This is a genomic window from Paenibacillus sp. J22R160, assembly GCF_059692135.1.
In genome coordinates, this window is the sequence record NZ_JCAUAU010000002.1 from 516616 (window position 1) to 536296 (window position 19681).

At 44.9% G+C, this 19681-nt stretch carries 20 protein-coding genes; 16 read left to right on the forward strand and 4 right to left on the reverse strand.

Features of this window, described 5'->3' with window-relative positions; translation table 11 throughout:
- The first annotated feature begins 25 nt into the window (after window positions 1-25).
- The 7 genes from AC58UW_RS05975 (at window position 26) to mgrA (ending at window position 7743) form a co-directional block, all read left to right on the forward strand.
- Entirely contained in the window at window positions 26-2329 is a 2304-nt protein-coding gene (locus tag AC58UW_RS05975) for a thiamine pyrophosphate-dependent enzyme (protein ID WP_497419759.1), read from the forward strand.
- Between the two features lie 68 nt (window positions 2330-2397).
- Window positions 2398-2691 carry a hypothetical protein gene (locus AC58UW_RS05980; RefSeq protein ID WP_497419760.1) on the forward strand — a complete coding sequence of 98 codons (294 nt, stop codon included), beginning with the start codon at window positions 2398-2400 and terminating at the stop codon, window positions 2689-2691.
- A 149-nt stretch (window positions 2692-2840) separates the two neighbouring features.
- Window positions 2841-3794, forward strand: a complete 954-nt coding sequence (locus AC58UW_RS05985) for a C40 family peptidase (protein WP_497419761.1) — start codon at window positions 2841-2843, stop codon at window positions 3792-3794.
- Between the two features lie 108 nt (window positions 3795-3902).
- Window positions 3903-4496, forward strand: coding sequence for a ribonuclease H-like YkuK family protein (locus tag AC58UW_RS05990; protein ID WP_497419762.1), 594 nt, complete (start codon window positions 3903-3905; stop codon window positions 4494-4496).
- A gap of 165 nt (window positions 4497-4661) precedes the next feature.
- Window positions 4662-5168, forward strand: coding sequence for an ADP-heptose synthase (locus AC58UW_RS05995; protein ID WP_497419763.1), 507 nt, complete (start codon window positions 4662-4664; stop codon window positions 5166-5168).
- A gap of 12 nt (window positions 5169-5180) precedes the next feature.
- On the forward strand, window positions 5181-6227 hold the full coding sequence (locus AC58UW_RS06000; protein ID WP_497419764.1) for a phosphotransferase enzyme family protein: 1047 nt from the start codon (window positions 5181-5183) through the stop codon (window positions 6225-6227).
- 526 nt (window positions 6228-6753) lie between these two features.
- A complete protein-coding gene (gene mgrA / locus AC58UW_RS06005; RefSeq protein ID WP_497419765.1) occupies window positions 6754-7743 on the forward strand; it encodes an L-glyceraldehyde 3-phosphate reductase in 990 nt (329 codons plus the stop codon).
- A 3-nt stretch (window positions 7744-7746) separates the two neighbouring features.
- Here mgrA and xerS read toward each other — a convergent pair whose 3' ends face one another.
- Window positions 7747-8829 carry a tyrosine recombinase XerS gene (gene xerS, locus AC58UW_RS06010; RefSeq protein WP_497419766.1) on the reverse strand — a complete coding sequence of 361 codons (1083 nt, stop codon included), beginning with the start codon at window positions 8827-8829 and terminating at the stop codon, window positions 7747-7749.
- Window positions 8830-9028: 199 nt separating this feature from the next.
- On the opposite strand from xerS, the gene sigV reads away from it, so the two are divergent.
- The 8 genes from sigV to AC58UW_RS06050 all read left to right on the forward strand — a co-directional run bounded on the left by sigV (window position 9029) and on the right by AC58UW_RS06050 (window position 15405).
- On the forward strand, window positions 9029-9538 hold the full coding sequence (gene sigV, locus AC58UW_RS06015; RefSeq protein ID WP_497419767.1) for an RNA polymerase sigma factor SigV: 510 nt from the start codon (window positions 9029-9031) through the stop codon (window positions 9536-9538).
- A gap of 1 nt (window position 9539) precedes the next feature.
- Window positions 9540-10418 (forward strand): anti-sigma-V factor RsiV, encoded by an 879-nt coding sequence (rsiV, locus tag AC58UW_RS06020; RefSeq protein ID WP_497419768.1) that lies wholly within the window; start codon window positions 9540-9542, stop codon window positions 10416-10418.
- Between the two features lie 87 nt (window positions 10419-10505).
- On the forward strand, window positions 10506-10757 hold the full coding sequence (locus AC58UW_RS06025; RefSeq protein WP_497419769.1) for a hypothetical protein: 252 nt from the start codon (window positions 10506-10508) through the stop codon (window positions 10755-10757).
- Between the two features lie 229 nt (window positions 10758-10986).
- Window positions 10987-12006 carry an ABC transporter ATP-binding protein gene (locus AC58UW_RS06030; RefSeq protein ID WP_497419770.1) on the forward strand — a complete coding sequence of 340 codons (1020 nt, stop codon included), beginning with the start codon at window positions 10987-10989 and terminating at the stop codon, window positions 12004-12006.
- Complete coding sequence (locus tag AC58UW_RS06035; RefSeq protein ID WP_497419771.1) at window positions 11981-12784, forward strand: ABC transporter permease; 804 nt, start codon at window positions 11981-11983, stop codon at window positions 12782-12784. The genes AC58UW_RS06030 and AC58UW_RS06035 overlap by 26 nt, the downstream gene beginning before the upstream one ends.
- The gene (locus tag AC58UW_RS06040; RefSeq protein ID WP_497419772.1) at window positions 12768-13613 is read left to right on the forward strand and encodes an ABC transporter permease; all 846 of its coding nucleotides are present in this window, start codon (window positions 12768-12770) and stop codon (window positions 13611-13613) included. Before AC58UW_RS06035 ends, AC58UW_RS06040 begins: the two co-directional genes overlap by 17 nt.
- 78 nt (window positions 13614-13691) lie before the next feature.
- Window positions 13692-14282 carry a DUF3892 domain-containing protein gene (locus AC58UW_RS06045; protein WP_497419773.1) on the forward strand — a complete coding sequence of 197 codons (591 nt, stop codon included), beginning with the start codon at window positions 13692-13694 and terminating at the stop codon, window positions 14280-14282.
- A gap of 223 nt (window positions 14283-14505) precedes the next feature.
- The gene (locus AC58UW_RS06050; RefSeq protein ID WP_497419774.1) at window positions 14506-15405 is read left to right on the forward strand and encodes an RNA polymerase sigma-70 factor; all 900 of its coding nucleotides are present in this window, start codon (window positions 14506-14508) and stop codon (window positions 15403-15405) included.
- Window positions 15406-15458: 53 nt separating this feature from the next.
- Here AC58UW_RS06050 and AC58UW_RS06055 read toward each other — a convergent pair whose 3' ends face one another.
- Genes AC58UW_RS06055 through AC58UW_RS06065 form a run of 3 tightly spaced genes read right to left on the reverse strand, consistent with a single transcriptional unit; the run spans window position 15459 to window position 19187 of the window.
- Entirely contained in the window at window positions 15459-16553 is a 1095-nt protein-coding gene (locus AC58UW_RS06055) for a GerAB/ArcD/ProY family transporter (protein ID WP_497419775.1), read from the reverse strand.
- 16 nt (window positions 16554-16569) lie between these two features.
- Entirely contained in the window at window positions 16570-17742 is a 1173-nt protein-coding gene (locus tag AC58UW_RS06060; RefSeq protein WP_497419776.1) for a Ger(x)C family spore germination protein, read from the reverse strand.
- Window positions 17739-19187: a spore germination protein gene (locus AC58UW_RS06065; RefSeq protein WP_497419777.1), complete on the reverse strand. Its 1449-nt coding sequence runs from the start codon at window positions 19185-19187 to the stop codon at window positions 17739-17741. Before AC58UW_RS06065 ends, AC58UW_RS06060 begins: the two co-directional genes overlap by 4 nt.
- A 25-nt stretch (window positions 19188-19212) precedes the next feature.
- On the opposite strand from AC58UW_RS06065, the gene AC58UW_RS06070 reads away from it, so the two are divergent.
- The gene (locus AC58UW_RS06070; RefSeq protein ID WP_497419778.1) at window positions 19213-19677 is read left to right on the forward strand and encodes a carboxymuconolactone decarboxylase family protein; all 465 of its coding nucleotides are present in this window, start codon (window positions 19213-19215) and stop codon (window positions 19675-19677) included.
- Window positions 19678-19681: the final 4 nt, after the last annotated feature.

Below are 19681 nucleotides of genomic sequence, written 5' to 3' on the forward strand. Positions count from 1 at the left end.
TGGGAGAAGGGTGGAACTACTCGTTATGTCCATTGATATCAAGAAGGAATTAGGGCAGGCCAAGGTTGAACAGCGCATTGTATACGAGTCAGGCAACGAGATGGCGGCTTATGCAGCCCACCAAATTAATTATCACGTCATGGGATATTTCCCGATTTCACCATCGACAGAAGTAGCCCAATTCCTAGATCTAATGAAATCCAACGGCCAACATGATATTGTGCTCATTCCCGCAGACGGAGAGCATGGATCTGCAGGTATATGTTATGGAGCCTCAACTGCTGGCGGTCGCGTATTTAACGCGACAAGCGCCAACGGTTATTTGTACATGTTGGAACAAATGCCGGTCCAGTCCGGCACACGCTTCCCAATGGTGATGAACTTGGTTTGCCGGTCTGTCTCCGGTCCTTTGAACATCCACGGGGATCATTCGGATCTGTACTACGCCTTAAATACCGGATGGCCGATTGTCATGTGCCGTGATCCGCAAGCGGTTTACGATATGAATATTCTCGCATTAAAATTGGCTGAAGATCCGGCGGTGCGCTTGCCGGTTCTGGTAGCCTCGGACGGATATTTCACTTCCCACCAGAAACGCAGAGTTCAAACGTTTGCAAATCGTGAAGATGTGCATGCTTTCATCGGCGAGAAGCCGCAAGGCTTCCCGGATACGTTGGATCGGAATAACCCGATCACGGTTGGTCCTTATATGAATGAACCGGATTACATTAATAACTGCTACCAGCAGTCTATGGCGATGTACAACGCCGAAGAGGTCTATGATCGCATTCGGCAGGAATATGCCGAACTGACTGGCCGTGACTATCCGATACTCGAGCTGTATCGGATGGAGGACGCGGAAGTCGCGGTGTTCCTGATGAATTCGGCTTCCGAAATCATCAAAGACGTCGTCGACCAGCTCCGCGAAAAGGGCATTAAAGCCGGATCGATCGCACCGAATATGATCCGCCCTTTCCCTGCCAAGCAGATCGCAGATGCTTTGCAGCATGTGAAGGCGATCACCGTCGGCGATCGCGCGGATTCCTATGGCGGCCATGGCGGCAATATGGTCAACGAAATTAAAGCGGCGCTGTTCACACACGGGAACAGAGATACGCTTGTTATAAGCCGAATATACGGCTTAGGTGGCAAGGACTTTTATGCCGAAGACGGGCATAACCTGTTCCAATTTGCCATTGATGCTGTGCAAAACGGCAAGGTGGAAGTGCCCTTCGATTACTACGGACACACGCCAGGTGATCCGGCGAAAGCGCCGAAGCGGGTACTGACACCGATGAAGTATGAGGATTTGAAGACAGGACTCATCACCGTAACGCCGGATGAGACCTCAGGTAAGTTGAATGTTCGAATCCCGCCACTGCGCGCACTAACCAAGAAGCCGAAGCGGATTGCTCCTGGTCATGGCGCATGTCCGGGCTGCGGCATATTCTCGGGCTTAGAATTGTTCTTCAAGGGAATCGAAGGGGATATTGTTTCGATCTTCCACACAGGCTGTGCGATGGTTGTCACGACAGGTTATCCCTACTCGGCTCATAAGGCGACGTATATTCATAACCTCTTCCAGAACGGCGCTGCAACGCTGTCAGGGGTTGTCGAGATGTTCTGGGAGCGCAAGCGTCGTGGAGAACTCGATCATTTAGGTTTGAAGGACGATTTCACTTTCGTCATGATTACAGGCGATGGCGGGATGGATATCGGCATGGGGCCTGCTATTGGCGCTGCGCTGCGCAATCATAAAATGATTATCCTCGAGTATGATAACGAGGGTTACATGAATACAGGCGCTCAGCTGTCCTATTCAACACCGATGGGTCATCGCACGTCAACATCCAACGTTGGAAAGCACCAAGGCGGTAAAGTGTTCCACCACAAAGACACGGCGCAAATTATGGCGGCTACGCATATTCCATATGTCTTCACGGGATCAGAAGCCTATCCGCAGGATCTCGTGAAAAAGGCAGCGAAAGCACAGTGGTACGCCCAGAACGAGGGCCTAGTGTACGGGAAGATTCTCATTGCTTGCCCGCTCAACTGGCTGTCTGATGACCAAGAAGGGTCAAACATTGTAGGCGCTGCGGTAGATTCCTGTTTCTTCCCGTTATATGAAGTGGAACACGGAATTACGAGTCTCACATATAACCCCGAAGAGAAGAACAAGAAGATTCCTTTATCTGATTGGCTCAAAACGATGGGGAAAACGAAGCATATGACGAAGCCGGAGTATGAAGGCTCACTCAAATCTTTCGAAGTCGAAGTTGAACGACGTTGGAATCGCTTAAAGGCAAAGCACGAGAACGCTTATTTGTAATAGCAATCATACGAACGAGGCACGTTCACCCTGTGCGGTGAATGTGCCTTTTTAATGGAGGAAACCAAATGCCCTATGTCCTGCAAAGCAAAAACACAGATCAACTCTTCACCTGCATGCTAGTCAATCATTATGGACTTGCTTATTATGGTGTGAAATATTGGTTGGATCAGGAGGAGGCGAATGAGCTTTCACAAGATTTTCTCCTCTCTATAGGTGGAGAATCGCCAGAAGATTGGCATATTATTGAGCTTGAAGATGGTGAAATGAAGCTCTGTAATGTGAAATTGAGAAATGACCCTAACCTCTCGGTACGCTGGCTTCCAACCAGAAAACCTGAGGTGCGAAAATTGGGAAATTAAACCTCGTCGTCAATAGGTATGCAGCCATGCGGCCTTAAGGAAGTGACGACAAAAATCGCATCCTTTCGCCTATATTCGCCCTTCACCCTATGAATTTATAATAAGTTATGTAAGAAAAATATGACATCATAGGAGATTAGGTTGAAGCGATGAAAAAATGGACGTTAGTTATTAGCATGATTGTTTTGGCCCTTACTTTTGTCTTACCAGCAGCTATTTCAGCAGATGTAGGTGCTTCGACCAAAGCACAGATCGTTTCTGGAGTAAGTTTCAGAGATCAACCGAACACGTCAAGCAATGTCATCCGAATGTTGAAAACGAATGAAATTGTCACTGTAACGGATTATGTGACAACCAATTGGTACAAAGTCAAAGATGCTCAAGGCGTGAGCGGCTATGTATCGACGAACAGCAAATACATAAAAATTGTCAGCAATGCAGAAATCATTTATGGTGTTAACTTTCGTACCCTTCCGTCATCAGATAATGGATCCAAAGTGATTCGCATGCTTAATAAAGGTGAAGAAGTATTAATTACAGATAAGGTCAGTGACAGCTGGTACAAAATTCTGGACGAGAACGGTACAAGCGGTTACGTAAGTACTGGCAGCAAATACGTGGTAACTGATTTCTCCGTGGTTGTTCCTAACATGCCAATTGCGGATGAGATCGAAGCAGTGATTTCAGCTGGAAATGTCTACTTAGGCACACCTTACGAGTTTGGCTCTGTACGAAACGATCCGACCACCTTTGACTGCTCAGATTTCGTACAAACGATGTTCTGGGATGCACTTCGTTTCTCTGTACCAAGTGATTCTGCTGCACAAGGCACTTTCGTACGATCTTTAGGTTCTGTTAGTACGGATTGGACGAAATTAAAGCGCGGGGATTTAATGTTTTTCAGTTCCTATAAAGGAAGCAAACCTTCTGATTATGATAATGTCGATGCTTTCAAAGAGCCAATTACCCATGTAGGGCTTTATCTGGGGAATGGAAGTATACTGCATACTTACTCCATTGAATCCGGCGGTGTTCGTGTCGATACGATCGATGGCAAGCAGTGGGAGAATCGCTTTTTATATGGAGGAAGCGTTTTACGATAAGTGATGGTTCGATCATTGGAATTTTGCTATATACTATAGATAGGGGCGGATGCAGTAGGCCAGCATCCGCTTCTTCCTGATTCTAAGGAGAAAGGAAGAACCTTATCTTTGAAACCTTTGAGAGCAAACCAGCCACTGGAGTTTCGGAACACGACGGAAAGAGGACTAAACTTGGATACGGTTCATCAGAGAATTCTGCATTTCATGCGTCTAGACCCGGCAGGGACCTACAAGTTTATCATTGGAACGGATTGTCAGGTGCACTCAGGCCACACCAAATTCATTACAGGTGTAGTTATTCAGAGGCTTGGAAAAGGAGCGTGGGCATGCTATCGTCAAGTGATTGTCCATCGGGCTTTGTATTCGATAAAGGAAAAGCTTTCGATGGAAACTTCACTCAGTGAAGAAATCGCGTCATACTTTGACGGGGCTAAACGAGAAGATATGGAAAATATTGTTCTTCCTCATCTGTACCAAGGTGCCTCTTTCGATATGTACATCCATATTGATGCAGGTGATGATGAGAATAAGAACAGAACGGCCAAATACGTTCAAGAGATGGTGCGGCGTGTAGAATCTGTCGGCATGGTTCCTGTCATAAAACCGGATTGTTATGTGGCATCTGCTTATGCGAATCGGTTCTCTAAGAAGCCTTATCTTCCCTTATACGAAGATCGTGAGGTAAAGGATGGCAGTTTATAGAGAAGATTGAACCGTTAGTTCTACATGATCACTATGATCATTAGTGCTGACGGTTTTTTGTCATAACTATATCTCGATGCTAAAATGTCCTATGAAAAAAGGATTTCTAAGCTTATTATCGAAATTAATGCTGATACAGCCATAGAGAGAGGAGAATGAGCAGTCATGAGTAGAACATTTATTATAGAGGCAGTTATGCTCGCTGTGCATGGTCAGTTAATGCTTCCAGGCCAGCCAGTTACCTATATAATCCCTTATACAAGTATTCAAGAGTTATATGAATTACAGGCCGGCAGCGAGCCGATCATGCTAGAGGAAGAAGATGATGGTTTCGTCAAACAAATGATTGGCGAGCTGATCGCGTTCTTCGAGGAGTCTTTTAATAAGAAAAAGATTGAAAAAGCGCTTGCCGCACCATGGCGCAAAAGTCCACCACTTCCTATCAATGAGCATGTAACCTTAATGGTCGTGTTAGCCATCGATACGGAGGCTTATGGCGAGCAATTTGACCCTATTGAAACGGAGTTAATCCTCACTTCAGTGAAGGAGCAAGCGCCAATATTAACGGATCAGTTCGATTTGATCGAGCGGCTGATTCAAGCCGAAATTCCTGCTCAAGCTTTTGACGTGGAAGACTTCGAATTCGCTGTGGAAGGTGACAATCAGGTTTAGGGGAAGGAGCTGGTGAATACAATTATGCGAGTTAAAGATCTTGAGGATCAATTGGCCTTATTGCCTGCATACTGGTTTCCTGGTCAGGCTTGGACGATCCGTATAGGTGCGGGAGGAATGAATAATACAACAAGATTTGTTGATGTGGCGGGCACTTCCTATGTGCTGCGGCTGTACGAAACTCATCGCGATATCGATAAAATCATTTTTGAGCATCGTATCCTGCTTGCTTTAAATAAACGAAAGAATCAACTGCCTTATCGAATTCCAGTGCCAATCGAATTGCCGAACGGCGGAACGGTTGTACAGCTGGATGATAACCAAGGAAAGCTTGCGGCGTTATTTACATTTACGGACGGGATGAATCCAACGTGGGTGAATGCTCAGCAAATGCTGCATTATGGAGAGGCTGTTGGACAGTTATCGGCCGTTCTGGGGACGATAGCTGTCGATCTGAAGCCCGTTTATCCGCCTTATTATGAGATTGAAAATATTCATCCCCGCTGCACGCCGGATGCGATTCGCGAGTTTTGTATGCATCCGCCGGAACCGTTTTTTGCGCAGCGTGAGGAGCTACTATACATTTTTGAACGATTTTCAGCGTTATATCAAGCGATTCCCTCCTTGCGTAAACTGCCTCATCAACTCGTGCATGGGGATATTAACGGTTCAAACATGCTGGTCGATGAGGAATATCAAATTACCTCTGTACTTGACTTTGAATTTATTACGAGAGATCTTCGTGTAATGGAAATTGCGGTCTGCTTGTCGGATTTGATTGATCCTGCTCTACCAAAAGCGGAGCTGCAGCGAAATTGTGCTGCTTTCTATCAAGGCTACAAACAGTTCGTCCAGCTAAAAGAAGCAGAAGTGCAAGTGTTGCCGCTATTAATTGAGCTGCGGAGGCTGGATGTATTTATTCACTTCCTGGGACGATTTGCGGATGGTGTTGATCCACAAGGCGTGCTTATTGATATCATACAGAATACCTTTGAAAAAACAAAATGGTTGCAGGAACATAGTAAGGAGCTTGTACTTTCTATACAAAATAAGCAATAAGACTAGAGGAACTGTACAACCGTAAGCATCACCACGGGAATACCCTATAAGTACCAAAGGAAAAGGTGATGCTGGTGGTATGCCAAAAGGAGCTTATCTCGGAAATGTACGTGCAATACCAAATTGTGGCCGTTATTGTACGAATGTATGCACGCGTTTGTTTGTAGTTGGCCGGAATCAATGTATTGCGGACTGTTTACGCTGTGCGGGAATTCGTGGAACGGCGAAGTCGAAACGTTGGTTACAAAAAAGAGGTCTACAAACCAAAAGGCAAGGGTAAATGCGGCTGTGGCTGCGGTAAATGCAAGTAAATCCTGAAACTGTCGAGGCGACTCGGCAGTTTTTTTGTGTGGATGGAAACGAGTATGAGAGACTACTAACCTAGAGGTAAGTAAGACACGTTTTTTTCAGCTCTTTTTTTGTAGGCATGGTTCGCCTATACTGTACTAAGAAACCAAACTTTGGTGAAACTTTAATAGATGCTTACTGAGTAAGTTTTCTATGGACATTTTGAAGGAGGACGCACATGGTTTATCAAGCAAGTTCAACACGTTATGCAGAAATGAAATATAATCGTTCCGGAAAATCGGGACTTAAACTGCCAGCAATTTCATTAGGTCTGTGGCACAATTTCGGGGGATTGGACATTCACGAGAATGGACGAGCTATGCTGCTTCGTTCGTTTGATTTGGGGATTACACATTTTGATTTGGCTAATAACTACGGCCCACCTCCTGGTTCGGCTGAAGAAATGTTCGGCAAAGTACTGAAAAGCGACCTAGGCGCTTACCGTGATGAAATGATCATCTCTACAAAAGCCGGTTACCACATGTGGGAAGGACCATACGGAGAGTGGGGTTCTAAGAAAAATCTAATTTCCTCACTGGATCAAAGCTTGAAACGTATGGGCCTAGATTATGTTGATATTTTCTACTCGCACAGACCAGATCCGAACACGCCTTTTGAAGAAACAATGGGCGCTCTTGATCAAATTGTTCGTCAAGGTAAAGCCTTGTACGTTGGTCTTTCTAACTATACAGCGGAACAAACGAGAGAAGCGGTCACGATTCTGAAAGGTCTTGGAACACCGCTCTTAATTCACCAACCTTCTTACAGCATGCTGAACCGTTGGATCGAGGGTGGACTGCAAGATGTGCTGGATGAGTTCGGTGTTGGCAGCATTGCGTTCTGTCCGCTTGCTCAAGGCTTGCTGACGAATAAATACGTGAGTGGTGTACCAAGTGATTCACGCGCAGGCGGGAAAAGTCAATTCTTGAATACGAAGGACATTACGGAAGAGAAGCTGAATCAAATTATTCAGCTGAACGTGCTGGCTGCTAGCCGTGGTCAAAGCTTAGCGCAAATGTCGCTAGCTTGGGTGCTGCGCGGCGGACGTGTCACTTCAGCGTTGATCGGCGCAAGTCGAGTATCGCAAATTGAGGAAAACGTTGCAGCATTGAAAAACTTGGAGTTTGCTCCGGAAGAGTTAGAACAAATTGAAAAAATCCTGAAGTAAGCTTCAGGATTCCAATCGTTTATCAATCGCTTCGGACATGGTTCGATCGGTCAGATGCGCATAAATTTGTGTCGTTTCCGGTGAGGCGTGGCCAAGCTGCTCTTGCGTTTTGTACAAATCATTTTGTAAGTAGTAGTCCGTGGCGAATGAATGTCGCAGCTTATGAACGGACAAATAGGGTTTACCGAACCGCTTCGCGTATTTGATAACGAGCTCTTGTATGGCCCGCTTGGTCATACGAACGCCTTCTTTTTTGCCATTTGCGATGGCAAGGAAGAGGGCTTTTTCTCTTTTAAGCGGCTTATATTGCGTTTGCCGAGTAGCTAGATAATCCGTTAGTGCCCCAATGGCATCCTGTCGGAAGTAAACTGGCGTTTTGAACGTCTCATCATTTTTACCTTTGCGGTAGACATGAGTCAGTTTCTTCTTCAGATCGATATCATCAACATTCAGATTAAAAACTTCAGACACGCGCAGTCCGGAATTCAAAATCAACGTAATGATGCAGATATCCCTTATTTTGTTGCGCTCATAAGAGTAGATAGCCTGCTTATTAGAAGCTATGTCATGCTCGTATCCGTTCTGGACATAGTCGATGAACTCGGCAATCTCCTCTTCCTGCAGCAGCTTACCTTCGAGCTTGGCAGCGCTATCCTTAGGCCTATGAGACCGCTTTATTTCCACTTTGGCCATGACATTTCGTTTAAGCAGCGGGTAGAAATTATCGTCTTCAGCAATTTGGCTTAAATAATGGAAAAGGGACCGAAGCGCGGAAAGCTTCCGGTTAATGGTCGTCTTGACATTCGCGTGTTCTCTACGCGTAGCAAGGAACATGCGGAAGTTATCGACGCTGTCCATATGTAATTTCTCTAAATCTTCGATAGGTACTTGATTCATCGACGGGGCTGTGCTCAGTCCTTCGGCTAGCAGCCAGGATAAGAAGATTTCATAATCGCGCACGTATTCCAGCAATGAGGAAGGGGAAAGGTCCGGCAGCTTATAATTAATAAATTTCTCTACATACCAGGGCATGGAGGGGATTCTTTTTTCTAATTCATGACGGTCCTTGACTTTAATAATGTTCATAGGCTCTAGTCACCTCTCTAACGTATGCATGATGTAAGTATAGCAGTGAGAGGAGGAAATTGGTAGAAGCAGGAGGGCTCTGAGTCCTTACACCCTATGTTATGATGTCTAGATCCAAACTTTATGACGCACTTATACGTCCTACCTCATAGAAGACACATTTTAATTCGCGCGTATCAAAAGGAGCGTCTCTACACTCATGACCCTACATCCAAATCTGGAGAAACTGTTAATTACCTGTATAACGGAACATAAAGAACACGTTTACCGCCTAGCATACAGCTATGTGAAAAATCAGGAGGATGCGCTTGATATTGTTCAGGAAGCCATCCACAAAGCGTTTGCCTCGGCGGACTCGTTGAAAAGCACCGCGTCGATGAAGAGCTGGTTTTATCGGATTGTCGTGAATACTTCGCTGGATTTCTTGCGGAAGCACAAAAAGATGCAAGTCATGGAAGAAACAATGCTGGAAGCGATGGATCCTGGCAGTGAAGATGTGTATGCCAATATGGACCTGGAAATGGCGCTGGAAGAGCTGCCAACCATGTATCGCAGCGTGATTACCCTTAGGTATTTCGAAGATTTGAAAATCGATGAAATTGCCGAAGTCTTAAATGAAAATATATCGACAATCAAAACCCGATTATATCAAGCGCTGCGGCTGCTTCGTATTCGAATGACCGATGATAAGCTAGAGGAGGTACTCTAAGATGGATAGGAAACTAGATGAGATGAAACAACAATATATGGATATCCCGATCCCAAAAGAGCTTGATTTTATCGTCAATAAAGCCATCAAACAGCATACGAAGAAAAAGCGTAGTCTGAAATGGGTTACAGCTGCTGCAGCTGCGGTGATTATTTTGGTAACTAGCATCAATACAAGTCCTGCTTTTGCTCATGCGCTGTCAGAAGTGCCGCTGGTTGGGAACTTGATTAAGGTGCTCACGTTTAGAGAATATATATTTAAAGAGCAAACCTATGAAGCTAAGCTGGAAGTCCCTGTGATTACGGACATGAAAAATAAGGATTTACAGGAATCGCTGAATAACAAATATCAGGAGGAAGCGAAAAAGCAGTATCGTGATTTCATGACCGAAATGGAGAGTATGAAAGCAGCAGGTAGTGGCGGGCATCTGGGTGTAAACAGCGGTTATGTCGTGAAAACCGATAACGAGCGCATTTTGTCGGTAGGGAGATACGTGGTTAACATGGTGGGATCATCTTCAACTACATTTCAATTTGACACGATTGATAAAAAGAAAGAGATCCTCATAACTCTGCCCAGTTTGTTCATAGATGAGCGTTATATCGATGTGATCAGCGAGAACATTAAGGCGCAGATGATGGAGCAGATGAAATCGGAGCCGTCTAAGGTGTATTGGGTTGAAGGCTCCCCGGCGCAGATGAGCGAAGTCTTCAAGAAAATAAAAAAAGATCAAAACTTCTATATCAACGAAAGCGACCAACTTGTTATTTCGTTTCAAAAGTATGAAGTCGCGCCAGGTTATATGGGCGTTCCTGAATTCGTTATTCCGACCCATGTGTTATCCGATCTTCTAGCCAGCAAAGACGAATATCTGCGATAAGTCAAGCTGCTTATGATGAGAGGAATAAGATCGGCTCATTTTACTAAAATTAATCCTGTATGGAAAATTCGAGCTGGGGGTTCTTTTATGCCACAACAAGGTCAACAAAGTCAGGATAAGCAGAACATTGAACAAATTAAGCAGTTTGCACAAAAAGCGGAGCAAGCTGCTGAACAGACTCTGCAGGTAGCTCAGGAGCTTCACTCCCAGGCTACCGCGGCTGCACTCACGGAGGCAGAGCAGGAAATTCAGCAGCTGCAGACTCAAATTAAGGATGCGCAGCAGAAGTCAGCTACACTCAAACAGGAGCTTGATACCCTTCAACAATCTGGGAATTAATTGAAAAAAGGTATTGTCTGTACATGACATGATGTGTTAAGATGTGGAAAATAAACGGAAGGGCTTCTAGGGATCCGAGTCCACGCGGATGGCGAACCAAGCGAAGCCGACACGGATCAAGACGTGTTACACCGTAAGGGATAAAAGACCTTCGGAAAGTTCCGCCTGCATAGGCGAAACGGACCGAGAGGTCTTTTTTGCTGCAGTGAGTGAAAGGAGGGTGGACCTGATGGAGTCGATACGTGTTCAGCAGTTAGCGAAGTCATTTCGCATGAAGAAAAAGGAAGAAGGATTTATGGGCAGTGTTAAGGCGCTAATTAGGCCGCAATACGCCGAGAAAGTTGCCGTTGAAGGCATTACCTTCTCTGCTGCCCAAGGAGAAACGCTAGCTTTCCTCGGCCCAAACGGAGCGGGTAAGTCAACGACGATCAAGATGCTGACAGGAATCCTTCATCCATCTACCGGCGAGGCCGAAGTGCTGGGGTGTTGCCCTTGGAAGGAGCGAAACAAGCTTAGTTACCGGATAGGCTCCGTCTTCGGGCAGAAATCACAGCTTTGGTATCACCTGCCGCCAATCGATACCTTTGAGCTGATGAGCCGTATTTATGAGCTGCGACGAAGTGATTATATCAAGCGGCGTGACGATCTTATCGAGCGGTTCGAGCTTGGACCTTACTTGGAGACAACCGTCCGAAAGCTGTCTCTAGGCGAGCGGATGCGATGTGAAATCGCTGCTTCCTTGCTGCATCGCCCCCAAGTCTTATTCCTGGATGAGCCGACCATCGGATTAGATGTCGTTGTGAAGCAGCGCATCCGAGAGCTTATTCTGGAGTTGAAGCGGGAAGAGGGGACAACGATATTCCTGACCTCACATGACGCCGGCGACATTGAGCGACTATGCGATAGAGCCATTGTGATCAATCATGGACGTATCGTGTTTGATGACCGTGTTCAAGAGATGAAGCAGCGCTTCATGACCCACAAGACGGTACGCCTTGTGCTTGAAGATGAACCAGGCGAGATGGATCTCGAAGGTGTGACTGTGTTGGAAAAGGACAACGCTAGACTCTCCCTATCGGTAGATACGGGGCAAACCACGATTGAAACTGCCTTATCACAGATTATGGCGGCTCATCGAATCGTCGACGTCACCGTAGAGGATCCGCCTATGGAAGATATTATTACTCGTATGTACGGGGACTATGGCAAGGGAGGGGTGGCACATGAACTCCTTGAGCAAATCGGTTAAGTATGTGTTTATCGGCAAAATCACGCTCCGTAATCAATTTGCTTACATCGCTGATTTTCTCATCCGCTCGTTATTCCTGCTTTTGATCCTATATATTTTCCTACAGTTATGGCAGACGACGTTCCATGGTGAAGGAACAGATACGATTGCCGGCTATAGCTTTAAACAAATTATGTGGTATCTGGTTATTACGGAATCGATGATTCTTGCTAGTCCCAGCTTGTGCACTCGCGTTGAAGAAGAAGTGAAAAGCGGCGATATCGTGTTTAAATTCGTTCGCCCAGTCAATTTTGTCGTATTCCACTATGTTGAGTACATGAGTGAGGCAGCGATACGTTTTATCGTAAACGCAGCGCTTGGCACCGTTCTGGGATTGCTGATCATCGGCACGCCGCATTTCGGTTATGGTCTGTTGTGGCTTCCGCTCATTGCGCTTTGCGGCTTCACCATTAATTTCTTATTAAATATGGTATTAGCACTCTGTGCTTTCTGGGTGGAAGAGACTCGAGGATTGGAATTTGTGTACAATAAATTTCTATTTACCATTGGCGGCATGCTGATGCCTCTAGAGCTTTTCCCTGACGCGCTTCAGCAGGTTGGCCGCTGGCTCCCATTTCAAACGATTGTTTATCTCCCAGCCAAAACAACGGTCGCTTTCGAAGCCTCCAAGCTGGCAGGAGCTATTACAACACAGCTTATTTGGATGCTAGTGATTGGTGTTATCGTGTTCCTAGTGTACCGGAAAGGAGTGACAAAACTCAATGTTAACGGTGGATAGCAGCAGTTTACCAACAATCAGTGAATATGGTCAGCCTGGGAAGATCAAACGACTGCTTCGATTCGTTTGGGAATGCTGGAAACTCAATCTGGCGGGAGCAATGGAATTTCGCTTGAGCTTTCTTCTTACAGCCGGCATGATGATCATCAATAATGTGGTTTGGATCGTATTTTGGGGGATTTATTTTGGCAGGTTTCATGTTTTGAATGGATGGGAACTACAGGATGTGATGATGCTATGGGCCATAGCAGCCGGAGGTTTTGGGGTGATGGCTACTTTCTTTGGCAATGCGATGCGGATTTCCAATCTCATTGCGACGGGGCAGCTTGATATTTATTTAACACAGCCAAAGCCTGTGCTGCTGCATGTTCTCATAAGCCGTATGTCGGTTAGTGCGATAGGTGACGTCTTATTTGCACTTTTGATTTATGTAGCTTTCGGTGATAAGTCGGGGCTTGGTTTGTTTAAGTTTGCACTGGCGATGGTGTTGTCGACGCTGATATTTTTATTTTTCACGGTCATTGTTAACTGTCTCGCTTTCTGGTTAGGCAGCACGGAGGGACTTAGTTTTCAATTGTATAATGCACTTTTAACGTTTACAACCTATCCAACCAGCATTTTTAATGGTTTAGGCAAAATAGTTCTATTCACCGTGCTGCCAGCGGGATTTATTAGTTATTTGCCGATTGGATTGTTACGCGAAGCTGACTTGCCGTTTATTTTAGGTGCAGTAGGTATTGCTCTTTTGCTCTGTATTGGCGCAATAAGCCTATTTTATGGGGGACTTAGAAGGTACTCATCTGGCAATATGATGGGGCTGCGACGTTAGTTGGGATAGGATACGTACGAGTGACGCATGCTAGTTAGGTGGCAGACATATTACGTAAAAACAAAGGAGTCGATAAGAATGTCAAGACGCCGGCGCGGTCCAGTACCGAATCCGAATATGCAAAGCCAACCTAACGATATGAGGCAACAATCGTTTCAACCATCGCCATCGTATCAGCCAAACATGCAACAAAGCTTTATGCTGCAAGCACGCAACGATCACAATCAGTACCAGACGTATCAGGGCGGAATGCCCGTTCCCGGTTCCTCCGGAAACATGAATGCCCCATATGGACAACGAAACACCGGTATCAACCATGCGGATGCGCGCAATGTTGGGTTCCAAGGTGGATACACAGGTTATGGACCCAATGGTCAACCTACGCAGTACGGCACGTTCATGAGGGATGGGACGCAGTATGGGGCAGGACCTCATACGATTGATCCTAATAAGGCGATCATTCAAGCCGTTCATTATGGAGATGGCGCAATCAGCAGCGTGCAATTTCAAGACGGCAGAGTCGTAGATATTGCGAATGCGATAGCAATGACGGAAGCTGGATTAATTGAAGATGTGAACACGGGGCGAAATCGTGAAGGGGAAAAGACGCTTAGATCTTATCCAGATGGAGATCCGAGCAACAACTTATCGAACTTACCTCGGTTTTAAAAAGGTATGGCATCAAGCAGTTTGCTCTCGAGCAAGCTGCTTTTTTATATTTTCAGTACTTTTTTAAAAATAATGTCACACAATGCCGATGCCAGTTGTCTTATAAGTGGATGCTTCTGGGCAGTTTTTTCATACAGAATGGTTTATTTGGATTTGTTTAATACTAATTAGAACTGATTGAATTTAAAATCAAAGAGAAGAGGCTATTATGCAAAGTTATACCATGGACCCACAACTCAACATCATCGAAGATTTGTATAAAACCTATAAACCTCATTTATTTTCAATTGCTTACCGGATGCTTGGTTCTAGCTCAGATGCCGAGGATATGGTGCAGGATTTGTTCATCGGCATGCATGGTTATGTGAATGAAAACATTAATAATATTAAATCGTACTTAAGCAAAATGATGATCAATCGGTGCCTGAACGAATTAAAATCTGCGCGTAAAAAACGCATAAGCTATGTAGGAAATTGGCTACCAGAACCAATGGTACAATTGACTGAAGATAGCCCGCTCGATAGCGTTGAACGTAATGACACGATTTCTTATGCCTTTCTTGTGCTTATGGAAAAACTTACGCCATTGGAACGAGCCGTGTTTATCTTAAGAGAAGTCTTTGCTTATGAGCATAGCGAAGTTGCCGCAATGTTTAATAAAACGGAAGTTAATTGCCGTAAAATTTACAGTCGGGTTAAGAAAAAAGTTGATTTATCTACGGACAAAAATGAATTCTTAAGGACTCATCCTGTTGAAGAAAAGGAGCTGGTGACTCGCTTTATCTCTGCTCTTTCGAATGGTAACGTTCAGTCCCTTGTGGACTTGTTAACGGAGGACGTCATATTGATTGCCGACGGCGGTGGGAAAGTTTCGGCAGCAGCTGTTCCTGTATATATGAAAGAGCGCGTGCTTAAAATATTGCAGGCTCTTGCATCACAATTTCCTGATACTAAGGCACAGCTAGTCGAAGTCAATGATCAACAAGGGATATTGTTAACAAAAGACGGTTTGCCAAGTGGCGTTATTTCTTTTGAGTGGGATTCCCATAAAATTTCCATTCAACGCATTTTCATTATTTTGAATCCAGATAAGTTAAAACATTTATCCAATTTATCAATCTAACATAAATAAAACTCCGAGCCCTTGCCAGAGTGGGATTTCGGAGTTTTGTCTATTTAAACGGACACTTTACGTCGTTTCTTAATACTGCCTATCGTCCATAAGGTCAAAGGGATGGCAATGTAGGCAAATGGATAGAGGATACTAATAAGAAACTTGTTTTTGAGCGTATAAGAAATTTGAATGTTGTAAGAGCTATAGATGAGAAATGCCAATAAAATAACCGTCATGCCGCATGCAATATATTTCCAATTCCGGATGCCCGTCCACTCCGATAATCCGTAACTTAGAATGAATAAGCAGACCGCTAATTTAACAAAAGCACCAAATAGCCATAATGGGATGTAAAGGGCATCGATATTTTGAATGAAGTTGAGTATGGATATAAACTTGGTGAGGGAATAGACAGGAACGACTAATTGGGCAGCAGCGTCGGGCCCGGTTACTAATAGAAGAGCCAGAGTGGCTAATACACCCCATATCATCGAAACGGCTGTTCCCCAAAGGATCGCGCGCGAGGCGGTTTGCTTGTTCTCCGTGAAAAAGAATAACATAAGGATAATCGAAGGATCCACCATGTAGCTATACGAATACAAGGTACCTTTTAGAATTAGCAACCAACCTGAATCCGAATAGATAGGTAAAACTCTAGTTACTTCCATGTCTTGAGGATTCAGAAATATCTGAATAAACAAGGTGAAAACAAAGATTGGGCCTATGACTTCTGCGCAGCGGCTGACGGTTGTAATGCCCCCTTTATACACGGCATAAGCAACGAGAAATAACATTAACAGCAAGATGATAATCATCGGTGTATTGTGCATCAAAACTAGACTAACAAATTCAGCATTCCCCTTTGCAATCGTTGACATTTGCAAGAACCACAGCAGAAAATACACGATGACGATGATTTTACCAAGAACCGTGCCTAATAGGTCTTTCATGAAGGATACTAATGTTTTATCCTTATTTTGCATACAAACGCGAAGCATAACCCAAGTGATTGCCATCATCAGCAATCCTCCCAGCAGAATGGAAATCCAACAGTCTTGTCGAGCATGCTCCGCTGCCAAATGGATAGGGAGGTAAGAAACGACGATGATGGACGAAATACTAACCAGCCAAAACATTTGATAACCACTTATCTTCATACTTCGTCCACACTCCTTATCTTCCTCGTTTTATTTGTCCGCCTGTTGCACCTATGGATTTAAGTTGAATACTTGCTTGGACTGTCACATTGATGTGCTTAAAGTTTTCATCCCAATCCTCTTTATTCGACCGCCACCAGGTTGGATACTTACGGTGCAGGTAAGCACCAATGCCAAAAACGTCAGAGCCCCAGTTCTGAACTTTATTCAAGGTCAGTTGTAAATCTTCACTAACATGCTCATTCAGATGTTTCTGTACTTCAAGCATGTTGGCTAGTTCGGACATGTCGAGATTCGTCGTGTTTTCAAGCAGATATGCTTGAGCTTTCACAGTCAGTACTACCTGATCAGGAGAATTGCCGTTAGCCGATTTTATTGAGCGTTTAAGATGGACTAATCGGAAAGATAGGTACTCATTGCCATCTTTCCATGGAATGGTCAACATTCGTGTGCCATCCTTACCTGACATCCAGGCTGCTTTACTGCCCTCCAAATCGTCCAGAACTCCACCAATTTTGAGCTTTTTGTTCAAGACAGCGTAACCGGATAGAACGGCAATTTGTTCCTTTTTACTCCTGCTAAGCTGCTTAGTTTTCATCTGCAGGATCGGAACGAGAGATCGATGTTCCTCAGCTACACTGTCGATAACGAATTGTCTTGTTGAGAACCTCTTCATACCGTTGATATGCAGTTCTTTTCCCGCGGCGATACTAGACAAATTTTCCAAGGGATGCCTTGACATTAGGAACTCTTTTGCGCTTTTCCCTTTGACCATAATGGTTATATCCCTTTGATTGTTGGCAGGATCTCTTCCGAGTTTATCAAATAGCTTGTCCACTTCGTTCTTATTGAAAAAATCTTCGCTGATCGCGATAACAGCGCGATGACTCGTCAGTAATCTCCGTGACATTTCTCTTTGTATTTTCTGACTAGCTTCAAGAACATCCTTCCCTTGGGCAGACAAGACAAGGAAACTTTCCGAATCTCCAGATCCACTGCCTTTGGACGAACCATTCATATGGGAAGGGATGGCAATTTGATGACTGATTTCGATGTTACCATTCTCGACATGGTCAACTGCAGTCCCCATCACGAAAGCCAATTGATTGGGTTCCACAAAGTCGGTACAGCCTGAGGCGAGCAAAATAAAGATAAGGGATGTGCAGATGACGATAAAAGAGCGAATCATGTTTGGCGCCCTTTCTTATTTTGAACGTTCTTGAACCTATAAGGATAACGGATGATCACATCTTTAATCCGTTTGGCATCAAACGGCGCAAGCGGGCTCAAAAAGGGCGTTCCAAAGGATTCAAGCGATACTAGATGAATCAGCAAAAAGATAATGCCAAACGCGAAGCCGACAAAGCCGAGCCACCCGGTTATGAACAGCAAGAGGTACCGAATGAAACGGAAGGGCAAGGTAGCGCTGTATCTCGGAATGGTATATGCCGCGACACCCGTCAAGGAAATTACAATGATGATCGGCGTAGATATAATTCCAGCTTCTACGGCTGCTTGCCCGATTACCAGAGCACCAATAATACTGACGACCGGCCCAAGTTGATTGGGGAGGTGAACACCTGCTTCCTGTAAACCGTCAAAAATAAACATCATTAGGAAGACTTCGATGACCGTCGGAAACGGGCTGCTTTCCCTTGCCGTTGCGATGCCGATCATAAGCGAGCTTGGGACCATTTCAGGGTGGAATGTCGATAATGCGACATAGATTGCTGGTAATGCAAATGAAGTGAACGTCAAAATATATCTGACCAAACGTGTCAGAAAAACAAAGATGAACCGCTCAAAATAGTCGTCAGCAGATTGAAGACCAGACCATAAGGTAACGGGAAGTATGAGGACAAAGGGAGTTCCATTCGTTAGAAGCACTATCTTTCCCTCTAAAAGACTTGCTGCCGCTATATCAGGTCGTTCAGTATTCTGAATCTGTGAGAAGATAGAGAAGGAATTGTTCTCAAGACACTCCTCGAGATAGGCGGAATCGAGAACGCCTTCAAGCTCAATTGCATTCAGCTTTTCTCTAACTTCAGTTAATACGTTCTCATCCGCTAGTTCCTTCATATAAACAAGGACGACCTCAGTCTGCGTATAAGTCCCTAGTGTAAAAGATTCCATCTTCAGACGAGAGTGAATAATTCTTCGCCGAATCAACGTCGTATTCGTGCGGATATTCTCAACGAATCCTTCCTTAGATCCTCGTAAAGTCGCTTCTTTCCTTGGCTCTTGGATGCCCCTTGTCTCGTATCCTTGCACTTGTGCAATGAGTGCCGTTGGCGCATCGTTTACCAATATGCCTAAGTGTCCTTGCAGGATGTGTTGGACAATATCCTCTTGCGTACTAACCGTCGTGACATATGTCAAAGGAATCCATTCGCTGCTAAACATGTCGGCGAGCGATTGAATCCGATCAATACCTTGAGGTAAACCGCTGAAAATCAGAGGTTTTAGTACGTTATCTTCGATACTTTGCAAGCGAGTCATGCCATCTAGGTAGATAAGTAATAGTTTGGTTTCATCTTTTAACAGAAAGGATCGTATAACTACATCGGAGCAATCACTGAATTGTTCGCTAAGATAGGCTTCATTTACTTCGATTTTGCTGCTAATTTCGCTCATCGAGGATCACCCCCGTGCATAATAGATGTTGGATATTATTAGCAGAGCATCGTTTCCTTATGCAGAGGAATTCAGCAACGCGGAGAAGGATAGCTCAATCGAGGAGAAGATCCTGCATCTGGTTCACATCAGGGCATCACAAATGAATGGTTGTGGATTCTGCGTGGATATGCACGTCAAACAAGCCAAGATTCATGGTGAGAGCGAGCTTCGTCTCTATCACCTCCCGATATGGCGTGAATCGACGTTGTTCGCTCCTCGCGAACGCGCCGCGCTGGCATGGACTGAAATCCTAACCAAACTACCGGAGCACGGAGTACCTGATGAGGTCTATGACCGAGTTCGCGGCCAATTATCTGAGCAGGAAATCTCAGATTTGACCTTCTCAATCATGGCGATCAATGCTTGGAACCGTATCAACGTCGGATTCAAAACAGTCCCGGGTTCAGCTGATGCAGCATTTGGTTTGAACAAAGCTGGTTTGAACTAATTCG